Source organism: Limnochorda pilosa (assembly GCF_001544015.1).
Lineage (GTDB): Bacteria > Bacillota > Limnochordia > Limnochordales > Limnochordaceae > Limnochorda > Limnochorda pilosa.
Map to the genome: position 1 here is coordinate 1,622,247 of NZ_AP014924.1, position 15,598 is coordinate 1,637,844.

The window sequence follows — 15,598 nt, forward strand, 5'->3', positions numbered from 1 at the left end:
TGGATCGAAAGGAGTCGGAGCCGATGGATCTCTCTCAGTACGGACGCGGGACGCTGGTGGTCAGCCTTCCCCGAAACGATCCGGAGCTGGCCCGGGCGGCCAGGGAGGGCGGGGCGGACCTCCTCAAGGTCCACGTGAACGTCGCCCATCGCGCCAGCGGGAACACCTTCGGATCGCTGGCCGAAGAGGCGGAACGGATCCGCGAGATCGCGGCGGCGGGACTGCCGGTGGGCCTGGTACCGGGAGAGGAGAGAATGATCACCCAGGAGGAGGCGCGCGGCCTCGCGGCGATGGGCGTCAGCTTCATCGACGTCTACCTCTCGGCCCTCCGTCTCCACCTCTACGCTTCCGGACTGCCCGTGATCCCCGCCATCAACGCGGAGACCCCGCCGAGCTTCTGGGCTGGAGTCCGATACCTGCCGGGGGACTGGCTGGAGGCGTCGGTGGTACCAAAGGAAGGGTACGGGCAGGAGTCGCGGGGTCAGGACCTGGCGGTGCTCGCAGCGGTGGGCGAGGCGACGGGCCGCAAGCTCCTGGTGCCGACGCAGCGCAAGATGGACCCGGCCGATCTTCACCTCTACTTCCGGGTGCCCGGGGTCCACGCGATCATGATCGGAGCGATGGTGACCGGGCACGAAGCGGGCACGCTCTTCGAGGCGACGGCCGCCTTCCGGCGGGCGCTGGACGGCCTGAGGGCCAAGGGCTGGGCCTAAGGTCGCGCACCGCAGTTCAGGGCGGGAAAGGGAGGGGCGCATGGGCGGCGGACCCGGCAGGCGTTCGGGATCCTTGGACCTGGAGGCGGGCCTTTTCCTGGTCCGCTCCTCCCCGCGCTCCTACCCTTTGAGCGACGAGGCGTTGGCGGAGCGGGTGGCGGCAGCCCTGGAGGCTGGGGCCCGAGCGGCGGCCACCCTCCGCCGGCGCCGGCCGGAGGCGACGGCGGAGGAGTTGGCCCGGGAGCTGGGCGTACCGGTCACCGAGAGCACCTCGAGCGGGAGCGCGACTGGGGCGTCCCGCGTCCGCCTGGCCGATTTCCTGGCGGGTCGTGGCATCGTCGTTTACCGCGAAGGTCTCGAACGGGTCGCCGCGGCGCTGCGCGAGATGCTCCCGGACGAGAGGGAGATCGACGTCGTCGCGCGCGAGCTCCTGGTCGCGCACGAACTCTTCCACGCGCTGAGCCATCTGCGCCCAGGGGGAGAGCTCCCGGCTCTCCCCCGGGTTTCGCGGCAACTGGGGTACACCGCGCGCTTTCTCGGCATCCCGTTCCGGGCTGCCATCCCCGAGTTGGAAGAGGTCGCGGCCCACGGGTTCAGCACCGCCTGGACCCGTCTTGCCGTGCCTGCCCTCCTGGTCCATGCCCACGTCGCGGCCCGGTACGATCCCCGTTGGGCCGAGTGGGGGCGCCCCCACGGGCCGGGGCAGTGACCGGCGCCGCGCTTCAGGCACCCAGGAAGTGGCTGACCTCTTCGCCCGTAGGTACGTGCCCGGACGAAACCACCCGTCCGTCCACCACCACCGCGGGGGTGAAGACCACCTGGTACTTGCGCATCTCCTGCGGGTCCGTCACGTGGACCACGTCGGCCGTGAGCCCCAGGGTCTGAAGCTGTTCCCGCACGATGCGCTCGGTGGCCCGGCACTTGGGGCACCCGCTCCCCAGGATCTCGATCCGCATGCGATCGACCTCCTCAGCCGAAGATCAGGTTGCCTGCAAGCCATCCCCAGAGGACGGCGAAGATGATCACGGTCACGATGTAGACCGCCGCACGCCGGGCGCCAAAGACGCGGCCCAGGGTGAGCATGTTGGGCAGGCTGAGGCCAGGTCCGGCCAGGAGGAGTGCCAGGGCGGGCCCCGGCCCCATTCCCAGGTCCATCAGCCTGCTGACGAACGGCGCCTCGGTCATGGTGGCGAAGTAGCTGATGGCGCCGAGGAGGGTGGCCGTGAGGGAGGCGCCGATTCCGGACCCCCCCAGCCAGTGCTGGATCCACGCCGGCGAGAGGAGGCTGCCCACGATGCCCACCACGAAGACGCCTGCGAGCAGCAGGGGGAAGATGAGCCGGACAAACCACCCGCTCTCCCGGAGCCAGCGGCCGACGGCATCCGCTGGGAGACGCCGCCAGGCGTAAAGGGCCGCGACGAGGGTGAGAGCCGCCCACACCAGCACCTTGAGCGCATAGGGCCCCTGCTGCACCAGGTAGTTGGGCGCGAGCACGTTGAGGACCAGGAGGCCCAGCAGGCCCGGAGCGCCAGGTACCGTGAGGACCGGCCGGGCAGGAGCGGCGCTGGGTCCCGGCGCGGCTCCCACCCCGGCTCCTGCGGCCCCACCGGGCTCCTGCGCGGCGGCTGCCTCGAGTCGGGCGGCCTCCTCCCGCCGGAAGACCCAGGTCATGACGGCCCCCACCAGCAGGGCTGTAGCGAAAGCGGCCAGCAGGCGGGCGGTGGCCATGGGCGCCCCGAGGATCGAGCCGGTGTACGCCAGGGCGAGGACGTTGGCCGCGGGGGCCACCCAGAGCACGATGAAGGCGGCCCCGAGGCCCGCCCCGGCGAAGTAGAGGCCGCTGGCCACGGGAATGACCGTGCACGAGCAGGCGGCGATGAAGAGGCTGCCGACCGCGGCCAGCCCGAAAGCCCGCAGCCGGTGGCGTTCGGATCCCAGGTAGGCCACGATCGCCTCCCGCGAGATCATGCTCACCATGGCCCCGGCCAGCAGGAAAGCGGGGATCAGGCAGGTGACCACATGCAGCGCCACGTACTCCCAGAGAGCCCGGAAGCCGGCTTCCAGCACCTCGCCGATCACTGCATCATCGCCTCCGATGCCGTATCGTCCCGTTGCTCAGCGTTCGGCGGCCTGGCACGCCGGAGCACACCGGTCGGCGTGCTCGAGGCGGTCTCCCTCCGGACCCAGGCCGGCCGCGCCCAGAAGCCGCGCAGGCAGAGGCCCGTTGAGGCGGTAGCGGACGAAGAGCCCGTCTCGGCGGCTCTTCACCAGCCGCGCCCGGCGAAGCACCGCCAGGTGCTGGGAGATGGCGGGCTGCCGCAGCCCCAGCGCGGCCACCAGCTCGCAGACGCAGGCCTCTCGTGCCTGGAGGGCCCGGACGATCCTCAGCCGGTCCGGATGGCCCAGAGCGCGCAGGGCTTCCGCCGCACAGGCCAGCTCCGCCTGCTCGCGTCGGTGCTTCGGCAAGGGGTACGCCTCCTTCGGGCAGCCAGAGTTCATTCAGCATTCCGCATATAGAATAGAGTAGTCCGGGCGCGGGGTGAAGGGTCGAAGGTCCTGGGAGGATCGGGGCAGGCGTTGCGGCGGAGCGGTTGCACCGAGGAGTGGTCTCCTGGCGCCTCAGCTTAACGGACACGTCGCGTACGATTTGCCTTCCCGTAGCCCCCGGTCGCGCATGGCGAGACCCGCGGCAGTGCCGCGGCCTGCCGGGCCTTCAGTCGAGCAGGACGGTCCGGACGCCCGAACCGCGCGCGATCTGAGCGCCGTGTCCGCCCCGCCCGCAGGATCGCCTGAGCCCGATCCGGCTCCCGGACCGCGGGAGAAGGAACGAGGGCGATGAGGGTGAAGCGCTCCTGAAAAGGAGGTTGCTTCCTTGAGCACTCCCCCGAAGGCAGCACAGGGTTCCGCCCGTGAGCCAGAAGAGCCCTCGCGGACGCCGGGCCACGGGTCCCAGGTCGCCGGCCCCCTTCTCGATCGCCCCGACCCCTCGTACATCCCCACCTTTCGCGACGTCCTCGAAGCCCAGGCCCGGATCCTCCTGCCCATCACGGGCGGGAACCTCAGCGTCGACCAGCTTCGCCGGGCGCTGGGCGCCGCCTGAGGCGCGCACCAGTCTGCGAGACGACGAGCGGCGCAGCGATCCACAAGGAACTTCACGTTCGTGTTACCTGTATCGCACCCAAGTCCAGGATCCTGAATCCCCACGCCGCCCCCACTCTAGCACGAGTCATGCCGGAGCGCCATGTTTCGACGGGCGCCTCTTGAGCGCCCAGACCCGGGTGGCGTCCACCGAGACGCCCTTCCCCCGCCAGGTGACCCTGCCGTCCACCGCCAGGACGGGATACCCGCCGAAGATGGCCTCGCCGTCCCGCTGGTAGACGTGCTCGAAGACCGTCGCATCGACCATGCCGTGGGCATCTTCCAGGGTGAGGAAGACCACGGTGCGCCCGCTGCGGGTGGGGGGCCGGTGGGGGCGGATCAGGAGCCCCGCCACCCGCACGGGCCGGCCCGCCTCCATCTGCCGGAGCCGGCTGGAGGGGGTGACGCCCAGCCGGCGCAGCTCCGGCTCCAGCAGGGTCATCAGGTGGCGCTCGGTGGTGAGCCCCAGCGCCTCGTACTCCAGCAGCAGGCGCTGTTCGGGGGAGAAATCCTGCACCTCCGGCGGGGGGCCGGAGCGGGGAAGGTCCAGGCGCTGCTGGGTGGGCGCTGGCGGGCCGGTCTGGCCGGTTCGGCCTGCTCTGCCAACCCCACCGGTCCGGATGGGTTCCTCCCGCTGGCGGAGGGCCTCCTCCAGGCCGAAGAGGAGGCGGCGCCGGTTGGCATCGAACGCGTCCAGGGCGCCGGCCAGGACCAGGTAGGAGAGCCCCTCCCGGGTGAGGTGGGTGCGCCGGCAGAGGTCCCCCAGCGAGGCGAAGGGCCGCCGGGCCCGCTCGGTCAGGATCTCCTCCACGTCCGCCTCCCGCAGCTCCCGCACCAGGGCCAGGGAGAGACGGATGGCGCCATCCTCCACGGTGCAGGGCTTCTCGCTCCGGTTGACGTCGGGCGGCAATACCCGGATGCCCCGGCGCCGGGCCTCGTGCACCAGGGTGTTGGGCGGGTAGAAGCCCATGGGCTGGTGGGAGAGGAGGGCCGCGTAGAACTCGGCCGGATGGTGGCGGAGGAGGTAGGCGGTCTTGTAGGCCGTGTCGGCGAAGGCGGCGGCGTGGGCCTCGCAGAAGCCGTAGCCGGCGTAGCCCACGATGTAGGAGAAGATCACCTCGGCCACCTCCGGGGAGGTGTCCCGCGCCACCGCCTTCTCCACGAAGTGGCGGCCGATGCTCTCCATCTCCTCGTGGGAGCGGTAGTGGGTCATCACCCGGCGCAGCCGGTCCGACTCGCCCGGCGTGAAGCCGGCGACGACCGTGGCGATCTCGATCACCTGTTCCTGGTAGAGGACGACGCCGTAGGTCTTCTCCAGGATCGGCGCCAGGCGGGGGTCCACGTAGCTCACAGGCTCCAGCCCCCGCCGGCGCCGGAGGAAGGGCTCCACCATGTCACCCTTGATCGGCCCCGGGCGGATGAGGGCGACGCTGGCCACCACGTCCTCGATGGAGTCCGCTCCCAGACGGGCCTGCAGCGCCCGCTGGGCGGGGCTCTCGAGCTGGAAGGCGCCCACCGTCTCGCCCCGGCCCAGCATCCGGAAGGTGGCCCGGTCGTCCAGGGGGATCGCCTCGTAGCGGAAGGAAGGCTCCCGCACCTGGATCGTCCGGGTGGCGGTGTCCACGGCCGAAAGGGTCCGCAGGGAGAGCAGGTCCAGCTTGATGAGCCCGAGCGCCTCCACGTCGTCCTTGTCGAAGGAGAGGATCACCACCCCCTTGGCCGCCTCCTCCAGGGGGGCCACCTGGGCCAGGGGCTCCCGGCTGAGGACCAGGCCGCCCAGGTGGGTTCCGATGTGGCGGGGGAAGCCCGCCACCTGGGAGGCCAGCTCGAAGAGGAGCCGGTAGCGCTCCAGGGGGAGGTTGCTCGAGCGCAGCTCGGGGAACTCCTCCAGCGCCTGGGGGATCCGGTCCGCCGGTATGTGGGGGAAGCGCTTGGCGAGCCGGTCGATCTCCTCGTCGGGGAAGCCCAGCACCTTTCCCAGGTCCCGCAGGGCCGAGCGGGCGTGGTAGGTGTGGAAGGTGCAGACCGAGGCCACGTGGTCGGCCCCGTAGCGGCGGTAGACGTAGTCGGCCACCTCGTCGCGCCGCTCGGCCTCGAAGTCCACGTCGATGTCGGGCTTCTGGGCCCGCTCCAGGCTCAGGAACCGCTCGAAGAGGAGCCCCCGGCCGATGGCGTCCACCTCCGTGAGCCCCAGGCAGTAGGCCACGGCCGAGTCGGCCGCCGAGCCCCGGCCGGCGTGGCGGATGCCCCGCTCCCGGGCGAAGCGGATCAGGTCCCACGTGACCAGGAAGGCGTCGGCCACGCCCAGCTTTCCGATCACCTCCAGCTCGTGCTCCAGACGCCGGCGGATGCGGGGGGTGAGGGTGCCGTACCGCCTCCGGGCGCCCTGGTGGGTGAGCCGGCGCAGGAGGGTCATGGAGCTCTCCCCCGGTGGGGTGGGGAAGGTGGGGAAGAGGCTGGGGGGATGCTCGGGCAGGGCGGGCCGGCAGCGCCGGGCGATCTCCAGGGTGTTCCGGAGGGCGCGGGGGTCGTCGGGAAAGAGGTCCGCCATCTCCTGGGGGCTCGTGAGGTAGTTGGTGCCGTTGAGGCGCCGTTCGGGGTGGACGTCGGGCAGGCGGGTGCCGGTACGGACGCAGGTGAGGGCGTCGAAGAGGGGGAACCGGTCCGGCGTGGCGTAGTGGACGTCCTGGGTGGCCACCCACTCGAGCCCCGCCTGCCGGGCCACCTCCCGCAGGGCGTCGTTGAGCGCCCGGCCCCCCGGCAGGCGGTTGTTCTGCAGCTCGACGTAGAAGCTCTCCCGCCCGAAGAGGCGGGCGTAGCGCTCGGCCGCGCGGAGCGCCCCGGACCGGTCCCCCCACAGCAGGCGCCGGGCGATCTCCCCCTTCCGGCAGCCCGAGAGGGCGATGAGCCCTTGGTGGTGCCGCTCCAGGGCCTCCCGGGAGACGGCCGGCTCCCCCCGGGGGCGGCTCAGGTGGGCCGCGGTGAGGAGCCGGGAGAGGCTCGCGTACCCCTCGGGCCCGTCGGCCAGGAGGGTGAGGTGGGTGCCGTCCTCGAGGGTCGCCTCGGCCCCCAGGATCGGCTTGATTCCCGCCTCCCGGGCCGCCCGGGTGAAGGCGACGGCGCCGCTCAAACGGTTCCGGTCCGTCAGCGCGAGGGCCTCCACGCCTGAGGCCGCAGCCCGGTCCACCAGCGCCTGGATGGAGCTGCCCGCCTCCAGGAAGGAGAAGGGGCTGTGAACGTGGAGATGGGCGAACACGGGAGGCACCTCCTCGGCTCAGTCATCGATGCAGTCCAGCACCCACGGTCCCCGAGGGTGGCGAAAGAGGAGGACCCCAGTGACGCCCCCCTGGAAGGCGACGTGGAAGCCTTCCGTGACGGGCTCGCCTTCCCACCAGCACCCCGCTTCCTGCCACCCGTCCAGCACCTCCTGCACCACGAAGCGGCGGCCCCGCCAGGGAAAGTGGCTGCCCGGGAGGGGGCGCACCCCCGGCACGACCCCGGGCAAGGAGGCGGGAGAAGACGCTTGCCGCTCGCCCGGGGGCGTTCCCGGGCCGGCGAGGACGATCGGCGTGTGAACCCGTCGCATGGGGAACCTCCGGCTACAACGGTCCCTGCCAGAGACGGAGCATCCGCTCCCGCCGGGAGACGGGAAGGCGGCTGGCGGAAACGGGGGCGGCCTGCCCGAAGCGGCGGTGGGCCTGCTCGAGGGTCTCGGCGAGGGCGGGGGGGATCTCCCGGGCGCCTCCGGCGGAGACCAGCCGGGCAACCTGGTGCACCTGCGGGGGAGCCAGGCGGTCCGCCTCCAGGACCAGCCGGGTCCCCGGGGGCGGCGGGGCCCCGGATGAAGGGCGCGAAGGGAAGAGGGTGCGGGCCAGGCGCAAGCCCTCCCGCTCGATCCTGCGGGGGTCACCGACGGGCTCGGGGAGCCGGCGAGCGCACGGACCGAGTGCCTCGTGAGCGGGAGCGTCCGAATCACCCGGCGGGCGGGGATCGCCGGGGGCCGCCAGGCGGAGGGTGAGGCGGGAAGCCCCCAGCCCCTGCCGCTGGAGCTGTTCGGCCAGCTCCGCCGCCATCGACCGGAGCATCCCCTCGAGCTGGGAGCCGTCGAAGCCGTCCGGGACCGGGCGCTCCAGCCGGATCGCAGGGCGGGGGAAGCCGTCCCGGACCGGCGTGGGGTCCACGCCCAGGCTCGCCTCGACCAACCGGCGGGCGAGGGTGGAGCCCAGCCGCCCTACCAGGAGGGTCCGGGGGATCCGGGCCGGGGCGTTCTCTCGAAAAGAGGGGCCCCGAGAAGAGGTGCCTTGAGAGGAGGAACTCCCAGGAGGCGCCACCCCCGAGACCTGGCCGATCCGCCAGACCCCGAGCCGCTCCAGCTCCAGGACCTCCGCCGGGAGCGTCCAGAGGTACGCGAGCGGGAGGGGGGCGAGGAAGCGGGCGGGCTCGTGGACCTGGTAAAGGGTGGGGGATGGCTGCTCCCACGTCGTCCCCCGCCCCGGGGGCGGCGGCTGGAGGAGGAGACGGACCCCGGCCGCCCGGGCGACGAGGCGGGACGAGGCGAGGACCGCCAGAACCGGCGGGCCTTCCTGCAGGCGATCGAGGAGGCGGCCGAGCCGGGCGGTTGCGCCGGGATCCAGGGCGGCGAAGAGCTCGTGCTCCGTGAAGGGTTCCACCCTGGGGGTGAGGGAGGCCACGGCCTCCAGGAGCGGCAGCAGCGGGTGATCCGGCGCCCACTCCTCCGGAGGCGGTGCGGCCGGGGGGCGCAGGAGCGAAGCGGGATCCGCCCCGGAGCGCGTGGCGGAGGAAGCGGCGTCGGGTCCGCCCGTGATCCGTACGTGGAGAACGAAGCCCATGAGGACGACCCCCCTGGAACGGCAGCGCGCTGGCGTTCGCCGCTCCTCCAGTATACGAACACATGATCGTCCTGTCAAGCTGGGAAACCCTGGGTGGGAAACCCTGGATCGCTTCGCGCCCCGGCCCACGCCCGGCCGGCTCGACCCAGCCGGCCTGCGCACACCCGGGCGCCCGCCGTTGACCGCCACCCTCCCGGCCGATATGATGGGACCATCAGGACCGGCCCGCGCCGGTGGAGGGAAGCGGTCCGTGGGGAGCATCCGCGTCGGCACCTGTGCCTGGAGCGACCACGAGAACTTCTACCCCCGGGGCCTCAAGGCGAGGGACCGGCTGGCCTACTATGCCACGCACTTCGACCTGGTCGAGGTGGACGCCACCTACTACCACCTGCAGCCGCGCCGGAACTTCGAAAGCTGGGCCCGCGCCACGCCCGACGGCTTCGTCTTCAACGTGAAGGCCCACCGCTCCATGACCCTCCATGACCGGCCCCGCCCCTCGGACGAGGAGCTCCTCGACACCTTCGCGGTCTTTCGCGACGCGGTCCAGCCCCTGGCCGAGGCCGGCAAGCTCCGGACCCTCCACTTCCAGTTCCCGCCCTGGTTCACCCAGAGCCGCGAGAGCGTCGACCACCTCCACTGGATGCGGGACCTGTTGCCCGGTGCCACCGTCTCCGTCGAGTTCCGCCACCGGAGCTGGTTCCACGACGACGAGGCGACCGCGCGCACCCTCCAGACCCTGCGGGACCTGGGGTACGTCCACACCATCTGTGACGAACCTCAGATCGGTTCGGGATCGGTGCCGGCGGTGGTGGAGGCGACGCATCCCGAGATCGCCATCCTGCGGCTGCACGGGCGGAACGCCCGTACCTGGTACTGGAAGACGAAGGAGAGCGGCGAGCGTTTCGACTACCTCTACACCCAGGCGGAGCTGGCCGAGTGGGCACCGCCCCTGCGGGCCCTGGCCGGGCGTGTGGAGGAGGTCCACGTGCTCTTCAACAACAACCGGGCCGACTACGCCGTCCAGGGCGCGAAGACCATGCAGCGGATCCTCGACCTGGTGGTACCGTAGGCCACGGGCGGGTCGGAGGGACGAAGGAACCTGGAGCTCTTCCCGCTCCCGCCGTGATCACCTCCGGGTTCATCAAGGAGTGAACCGTTGTGAAGAGGACTCGCTTCACCCCCAGAGGCGCGTCACGCGCCGCCGGCCCGGTGGCCTCGGAGGCCGCCCAGCCACGCCTTACCACCAGGAGAGGGCATGCGGGGCTGGCCCTGCTCCTGGCGCTCCTGATGGTGCTTCCGGCCGGGCTGGCCGTGTCGGCCCAGGCGCCGGCCGCCCTGGAGGTCCGCCCCCAAAGCAGCGGGGGCCAGGACCCCGTCCTGAACCTGCCCGCCTACTGGCGGCCTGCACCCGGGCGCCTCTACCGCCGGGAGGTGCTCCTGCACCTGCAGATGGAGCTTCTCGGCATGCCCGGTCAGGGCGCGGTGCCCATGGAGGCCCGCACCCGCCAGGAGTGGACGGTGCGCACCAGCAACCCTGCCCCCGACGGCAGCCTGTACCTGATCCTCGCCATGGGCAAGCCGGAGGTCCTCGAGGGAACCCCCGAGCTCACCCAGCAGCTGGCCCAGGTCGAGGCGAGCACCATCCACGTGAAGGCGGCCCCGGACGGCCGCTGGGAGGTGGTGCGGGTCGACGACGGGAAGGGACGGCCGGTGCCGGAGATGGATGAGGCGGCGCTGAAGCGGCTGGCAGCCACCCTCCAGGGCCCCGGCTGGCCGGTGGGGGTCCGGGTGGGCGGCACCTGGGAGATTCCTTTGGAGCAGATGGCGGGGGCCGCCATGGGTGGTGGGGGGCAGCTGCCCTCCGTGCGGGTGCGGGCCACCCTGGATGGGGTGGACGGCGACGGCGCCGAGCAGGTGGCCCGGGTGGGCTACAACCTCCCCCAGCAGGAGGTGACCGTTCCCGCCCCCGGCGGAGGACCGCCCGGACGCATGTGGGTGGAGGTGGAAGGTTCGGAGCGGGTGCGGGTGCGTGACGCCCAGCCGGTCGAGGCTCACCTCCGCCTGGTCATGCGCATGGGCGTGCCCGGCGCCCCCGGCGGCGGGGCGAACGCCCCTGAGATGCTGATGAACCTTCAGATCGACGAGCGGGGCGAGGCAGAGGAACTCCTGGCGGATCCGCCGGTTCCGCCCTGGTGAGTCCATCGCCCGGACCCGCCCGCCGCGGAGTCTGGGTCCAAGGAAGGCCCCGGGGGCGGAAGAGCGCCCCCGGGGCCTTGATCTCTAGCTGAGGAAGGCGAAGCGGAGCACGAAGAGCGCGCCCAGCACGTACGTGAGCCAGTGGACCTCGCGGCCCCGGCCCGTCGCCAGCTTCAGGAGCGGGTAGAGGATGAAGCCCAGGGCGATGCCCGTGGCGATGCTGAAGGTGAAGGGCATCGCGGCCACGGTGAGGAAGGCGGGCAGCGCGTCGGTGAAGTCGTCCCAGCGGATCCCTTCCACCTGCCGGATCATCATCGCTCCCACCAGCACCAACGCCGGGGCCGTGGCCGCGGCGGGTACGATGGCTACGATGGGCATGAAGAAGAGGCTGAGGAGGAAGGCCCCGGCCACCACCACGCCGGCCAGGCCCGTCCGGGCGCCGGCGGCCACGCCGCTGGCCGACTCGACGTAGGTGGTCACGGTGGGGGTCCCGAAGAAGGAGCCCGTCACGGTGCCGATGGCGTCCGAGAGCAGAGCCCGGTTGGCCCGGGGGAGCCTGCCCTCCCGGTCGAGGAAGTTGCCCTGGGAGGAGACGCCGATCAGGGTCCCCACCGTGTCGAACATGTCCACGAAGAGGAAGACGAAGATGATCTCCCAGAAGCCCAGGGCCAGCGCGGCGCCGATGTCGAGCTTGCCCAGCACGGGCGCCCAGGCCGAAAGGTCCGGCAGGCGGAAGAAGCCCTCAGGCGCCTGGGTGACCCCCATGAACCCGCCGATGAGCGTGGTGAGCAGGATCCCCACCAGAATCGCCCCCGGAATCCGGAGACCCAGCAGGACGGCGGTGAGCGCCAGGCCGATGATGGCCAGAAGCGTCGCGGGCTGGGCCAGGTTCCCCAGGGCGACCAGGGTGTCGGGGTTGGCGACGACGATGCCGGCGTTGTGGAGCCCGATGAGGGCGATGAAGAGCCCGATGCCGGCCCCGATGGCCTTCTTCAGGACTGCGGGCACCGCATCGATGATCATCTCCCGCACCCGGCTCAGGGTGAGGACCACGAAGACCACACCCGAGATGAAGACGGCGCCCAGGGCGGTCTGCCAGGGGACTCCCATGGCTCCCACCACCGCGAAGGCGAAGTAGGCGTTCAGGCCCATGCCTGGCGCCAGCGCGAAGGGGTAGTTGGCCAGCAGCGCCATCAGCAGCGTGGCCAGGGCCGAGGCGAAGATGGTGGCGATGGCCACGGCCTCGAAGGGCATGCCGGTGGTGCTCACCAGGCTGGGGTTGACGAAGATGATGTAGGCCATGGTCATGAAGGTGGTGAGCCCGCCCACCAGCTCCCGCTGCCAGGTGGTTCCCGCCGCCTGCAGGTGGAAGAGGCGCTCCACCAGCGGCCCGCCCGGCGCGCCTGCGACTCGAAGGCTTTCGTTCATACCGGTTCCTCGCTCCTCGTCGGGATGTGGGCCCGAAAACACGAACGTTCCAGGTCCCTGATAACATATTGTTCGTGGCTCGGCCCTCTCCTCCCTGCACCGGATGATTCCCCGCCCCTCCGCGGAGGGTTCGCGGATCAGGAGGCGGCGATCCAGGTGCCCGCCCGGCCTGCGAGGATCGCCTCCACCTGGGCCAGCGCGCCGATGTGCGCGACCCCGCCGCTCCGGGCGAAGGCCGCCGCCGCCCGCACCTTGGGGCCCATGCTCCCGGCCGCGAGCTGGCCCTCGCTCAGGAGGACGTCGGCTTCGCCGGGGGTGAGCCGGGGAAGCGGACGGCGGTGGGGGGTGGCGTAATCCCGATAGACCTGGTCCACGTCGGTCAGGATCAGGAACCGGTCCATGCCCAGGGCCCGGGCCAGAAGGCTCGAGGCCAGGTCCTTGTCGATCACCGCCTCCACCCCATCCAGGCGTCCCTCGGCGGTGCGCACCACGGGTACGCCCCCTCCGCCCACCGCGACGGGGATCGCCCCCCCGTCCAGCAACCGCCGGACCGCGTCCAGCTCCAGGATCTCCACCGGCTCGGGCGAAGGCACCACCCGGCGCCACCCGCGGCCGGCCTCATGGACCCACGCCTCTCCCCGGGCCTGCCCCCGGGCCGCCTCCTCCGCGTCGTAGAAGGGTCCCACAGGCTTGGTGGGGTGGGTGAAGGCCGGGTCGTCCGGGTCCACCCGTACCCGGGTGACCACGCTCACCACCTGGCGCTCGACGCCCCGCGCCTCCAGCTCCGCCCCCAGAGTCTGCTGGATCATGTAGCCGATGAGGCCCTGGCTCGCCGCGTCGCAGAAATCCAGGGGCCACGGGGGCACCACGGCGCTGGCCATGGCCTGTTGGATCAGCAGGCTGCCCACCTGGGGCCCGTTCCCGTGGGTGAGCACCAGGTCGTGTCCCTCCTGGGCCACCACCGCCAGGGCGCGGGCCGTCTCCTTCAGGTTCTCCATCTGCTCGTGGGCCCAGCCGCGCTGGCCCGGGTGCAAGATGGCGTTCCCGCCCAGTGCCACCAGGATCCGCTGCCCCAACCGCTCCCACCTCCTGTGCCCATCCAGCCACCCCTACCTCACCGGGGGCGTACAGACCTGCCTGCGCGGGTTTTCGTCGGAAGCGCGGGGAAGCCTCTTGACAGGGTCTGGCGGGCGAGGCATATTAAGTAGCGGGTTAGCACTCGCCCGGATGGAGTGCTAACAGAGAACGATCGAACGACCCGGAGAGTACGAGGAGGGGTTTCAGTGACGCTCAGGCCACTGGGCGACCGGATCGTCGCCAAGGCGATCGAGGAAGAGGAACGGACCCAGGGCGGCATCTACCTGCCGGACACGGCCAAGGAGAAGCCGCAGCAGGGTGAGGTGATCGCCGTCGGTTCCGGGCGGATCCTCGAGAACGGCGAGCGGATCCCGCTCGAGGTGAAGGTGGGCGATCGGATCATCTTCGCCAAGTACGGCGGTACCGAGGTCAAGCTCGACGGCCAGGAGTACCTGATCCTGCGCGAGAGCGACGTGCTGGCCGTCACCGAGAAGTGAAGGCCGGGTCGAGCACCCGGTGAAGCCTTGCAAGGTTTCATCAACACGAGGAGGTAGCCGAGTCTATGGCAGCCAAGCAGCTGGCCTTCGACGTGGATGCGCGCAAGGCGCTCGAGCGCGGCGTCAACGTCGTGGCCAACGCGGTCAAGGTCACCCTCGGTCCCAAGGGCCGCAACGTCGTCCTGGAGAAGAAGTACGGCTCGCCCACCATCACCAAGGACGGCGTCACCGTGGCCAAGGAGATCGAGCTGAAGGACCCCTACGAGAACATGGGGGCGCAGCTCTGCAAGGAAGTCGCCTCGAAGACCAACGACGTCGCCGGTGACGGCACCACCACCGCCACCGTCCTGGCCCAGGCCATCGTCCTCGAGGGCCTGAAGAACGTGGCCGCCGGCGCCAACCCCATGATCGTGCGGAAGGGCATCGAGAAGGCGGTCCACACGGCCGCCGAGGAGATCAAGAAGCTGGCCATCCCCGTCGAGGGGAAGCAGGACATCGCCCACGTGGCCGCCATCGCCGGGAACGACGACGAGATCGGCGACCTGATCGCCGAGGCCATGGACAAGGTGGGCAAGGACGGCGTCATCACCGTCGAGGAGGCCAAGGGGACGACCACCACCGTCGAGGTGGTGGAGGGGATGGAGTTCGACAAGGGCTACATCTCCCCCTACTTCGTGACCAACTCCGAGACGATGGAGGCCGAGCTGGAGGATCCCTTCCTCCTGATCCACGAGAAGAAGATCTCCAACGTCCACGACCTGCTCCCGGTGCTGGAGAAGGTGGTCCAGGCCGGCAAGCCGCTGGTGATCATCGCCGAGGACGTGGAGGGCGAGGCGCTGGCCACCCTGGTGGTCAACAAGATCCGGGGCACCCTGAACGTGGCGGCCGTCAAGGCGCCCGGCTTCGGAGACCGGCGCAAGGCGATGCTCCAGGACATCGCCATCCTCACGGGCGGCACCTTCATCTCGGAGGACCTGGGCCACAAGCTCGAGAACGTCACCCTCGACATGCTCGGCCAGGCCCGCCGGGTGCGCATCACCAAGGACAAGACCACCATCGTCGAGGGCAAGGGCGACACCTCCGCCGTCAAGGGGCGCATCGAGCAGATCAAGCGGGAGATCGAGGAGACCGACTCCGACTACGACCGCGAGAAGCTCGAGGAGCGCCTGGCCAAGCTCGCCGGCGGCGTGGCGGTCATCCAGGTGGGCGCAGCCACCGAGGTGGAGCTGAAGGAGAAGAAGCACCGCATCGAGGACGCGGTGCACGCCACCCGGGCGGCGGTGGAGGAGGGCGTGGTGGCCGGCGGCGGCACCAGCTACGTCAACATCCTCCCGGCCCTGGAGAAGCTGCAGCTTGAAGGCGACGAGCAGGTCGGCGTCAACATCGTGAAGCGGGCGCTCACCGAGCCGCTCCGGCAGATCGCCAACAACGCCGGGGTGGAGGGCTCGGTGATCGTAGAGCAGGTGCGCCGCGAGAAGCCTGGCATGGGCTTCAACGCCGTCACCGAGAAGATCGAGGAGATGGTCAAGGCGGGGATCGTCGACCCGGCCAAGGTCACCCGCACCGCCCTCGAGAACGCAGCGAGCATCGCCGGCATGGTGCTAACCACCGAGGCGGTCATCTCCGAGATCCCCGAGAAGGAGAAGACCCCGCCCATGCCCGCCGGCGGCGGTGACATGGACTTCTGATCGGCCGGTCC

The 15,598-nt window shown here is 71.2% G+C and carries 15 protein-coding genes; 7 read left to right on the forward strand and 8 right to left on the reverse strand.

Annotated features, from left to right (window positions below; translation table 11 throughout):
• Positions 1–23 precede the first annotated feature (23 nt).
• Together LIP_RS07025 and LIP_RS07030 are read left to right on the forward strand one after the other, a co-directional pair.
• Positions 24–713: a hypothetical protein gene (locus LIP_RS07025; RefSeq protein ID WP_068136113.1), complete on the forward strand. Its 690-nt coding sequence runs from the start codon at positions 24–26 to the stop codon at positions 711–713.
• 73 nt (positions 714–786) lie between these two features.
• Positions 787–1,422 carry a hypothetical protein gene (locus LIP_RS07030; RefSeq protein ID WP_158509587.1) on the forward strand — a complete coding sequence of 212 codons (636 nt, stop codon included), beginning with the start codon at positions 787–789 and terminating at the stop codon, positions 1,420–1,422.
• 13 nt (positions 1,423–1,435) lie between these two features.
• Here LIP_RS07030 and LIP_RS07035 read toward each other — a convergent pair whose 3' ends face one another.
• From LIP_RS07035 to LIP_RS07045, 3 genes are read right to left on the reverse strand one after another with little or no spacing between them, the layout of a single operon-like run.
• Complete coding sequence (locus tag LIP_RS07035; RefSeq protein WP_068136119.1) at positions 1,436–1,669, reverse strand: thioredoxin family protein; 234 nt, start codon at positions 1,667–1,669, stop codon at positions 1,436–1,438.
• 13 nt (positions 1,670–1,682) lie between these two features.
• Positions 1,683–2,792 (reverse strand): permease, encoded by a 1,110-nt coding sequence (locus LIP_RS07040; protein WP_198409765.1) that lies wholly within the window; start codon positions 2,790–2,792, stop codon positions 1,683–1,685.
• A 36-nt stretch (positions 2,793–2,828) separates the two neighbouring features.
• The gene (locus LIP_RS07045; protein WP_158509588.1) at positions 2,829–3,179 is read right to left on the reverse strand and encodes an ArsR/SmtB family transcription factor; all 351 of its coding nucleotides are present in this window, start codon (positions 3,177–3,179) and stop codon (positions 2,829–2,831) included.
• Positions 3,180–3,585: 406 nt separating this feature from the next.
• On the opposite strand from LIP_RS07045, the gene LIP_RS07050 reads away from it, so the two are divergent.
• Positions 3,586–3,813: a hypothetical protein gene (locus LIP_RS07050; RefSeq protein ID WP_068136121.1), complete on the forward strand. Its 228-nt coding sequence runs from the start codon at positions 3,586–3,588 to the stop codon at positions 3,811–3,813.
• Between the two features lie 126 nt (positions 3,814–3,939).
• Here LIP_RS07050 and LIP_RS07055 read toward each other — a convergent pair whose 3' ends face one another.
• From LIP_RS07055 to LIP_RS07065, 3 genes are read right to left on the reverse strand one after another with little or no spacing between them, the layout of a single operon-like run.
• A complete protein-coding gene (locus tag LIP_RS07055; RefSeq protein WP_068136122.1) occupies positions 3,940–7,107 on the reverse strand; it encodes a DNA polymerase III subunit alpha in 3,168 nt (1,055 codons plus the stop codon).
• A gap of 18 nt (positions 7,108–7,125) precedes the next feature.
• Positions 7,126–7,437, reverse strand: a complete 312-nt coding sequence (locus tag LIP_RS07060) for a DUF6504 family protein (protein ID WP_068136125.1) — start codon at positions 7,435–7,437, stop codon at positions 7,126–7,128.
• A 13-nt stretch (positions 7,438–7,450) separates the two neighbouring features.
• Positions 7,451–8,701: a DinB/UmuC family translesion DNA polymerase gene (locus LIP_RS07065; protein WP_068136128.1), complete on the reverse strand. Its 1,251-nt coding sequence runs from the start codon at positions 8,699–8,701 to the stop codon at positions 7,451–7,453.
• Between the two features lie 250 nt (positions 8,702–8,951).
• Here LIP_RS07065 and LIP_RS07070 point away from each other — a divergent pair, with 250 nt between their 5' ends.
• Complete coding sequence (locus LIP_RS07070; protein WP_068136131.1) at positions 8,952–9,770, forward strand: DUF72 domain-containing protein; 819 nt, start codon at positions 8,952–8,954, stop codon at positions 9,768–9,770.
• A gap of 89 nt (positions 9,771–9,859) precedes the next feature.
• A complete protein-coding gene (locus LIP_RS18470; protein WP_144440379.1) occupies positions 9,860–10,897 on the forward strand; it encodes a hypothetical protein in 1,038 nt (345 codons plus the stop codon).
• Positions 10,898–10,981: 84 nt separating this feature from the next.
• On the opposite strand, the gene LIP_RS07080 is transcribed toward LIP_RS18470, so the two are convergent.
• Entirely contained in the window at positions 10,982–12,325 is a 1,344-nt protein-coding gene (locus tag LIP_RS07080; RefSeq protein WP_068136135.1) for an NCS2 family permease, read from the reverse strand.
• Positions 12,326–12,462: 137 nt separating this feature from the next.
• Positions 12,463–13,401 (reverse strand): carbamate kinase, encoded by a 939-nt coding sequence (gene arcC, locus LIP_RS07085; RefSeq protein ID WP_068136138.1) that lies wholly within the window; start codon positions 13,399–13,401, stop codon positions 12,463–12,465.
• A gap of 207 nt (positions 13,402–13,608) precedes the next feature.
• Between arcC and groES the strand changes: the two genes are divergently transcribed.
• Positions 13,609–13,899: a co-chaperone GroES gene (gene groES / locus LIP_RS07090; RefSeq protein WP_068136141.1), complete on the forward strand. Its 291-nt coding sequence runs from the start codon at positions 13,609–13,611 to the stop codon at positions 13,897–13,899.
• 65 nt (positions 13,900–13,964) lie between these two features.
• Positions 13,965–15,587 (forward strand): chaperonin GroEL, encoded by a 1,623-nt coding sequence (gene groL, locus LIP_RS07095; RefSeq protein ID WP_068136145.1) that lies wholly within the window; start codon positions 13,965–13,967, stop codon positions 15,585–15,587.
• Positions 15,588–15,598: the final 11 nt, after the last annotated feature.

What these genes read in the sequence shown, in the direction of transcription:
- LIP_RS07025 (WP_068136113.1), top strand. Translation starts at nt 24, where the DNA reads ATGGATCTCTCTCAGTACGGACGCGGGACGCTGGTGGTCAGCCTTCCC.
- LIP_RS07065 (WP_068136128.1), bottom strand. Translation starts at nt 8,701, where the DNA reads ATGGGCTTCGTTCTCCACGTACGGATCACGGGCGGACCCGACGCCGCT.
- groL (WP_068136145.1), top strand. Translation starts at nt 13,965, where the DNA reads ATGGCAGCCAAGCAGCTGGCCTTCGACGTGGATGCGCGCAAGGCGCTC.
- LIP_RS07060 (WP_068136125.1), bottom strand. Translation starts at nt 7,437, where the DNA reads ATGCGACGGGTTCACACGCCGATCGTCCTCGCCGGCCCGGGAACGCCC.
- LIP_RS07080 (WP_068136135.1), bottom strand. Translation starts at nt 12,325, where the DNA reads ATGAACGAAAGCCTTCGAGTCGCAGGCGCGCCGGGCGGGCCGCTGGTG.
- LIP_RS07035 (WP_068136119.1), bottom strand. Translation starts at nt 1,669, where the DNA reads ATGCGGATCGAGATCCTGGGGAGCGGGTGCCCCAAGTGCCGGGCCACC.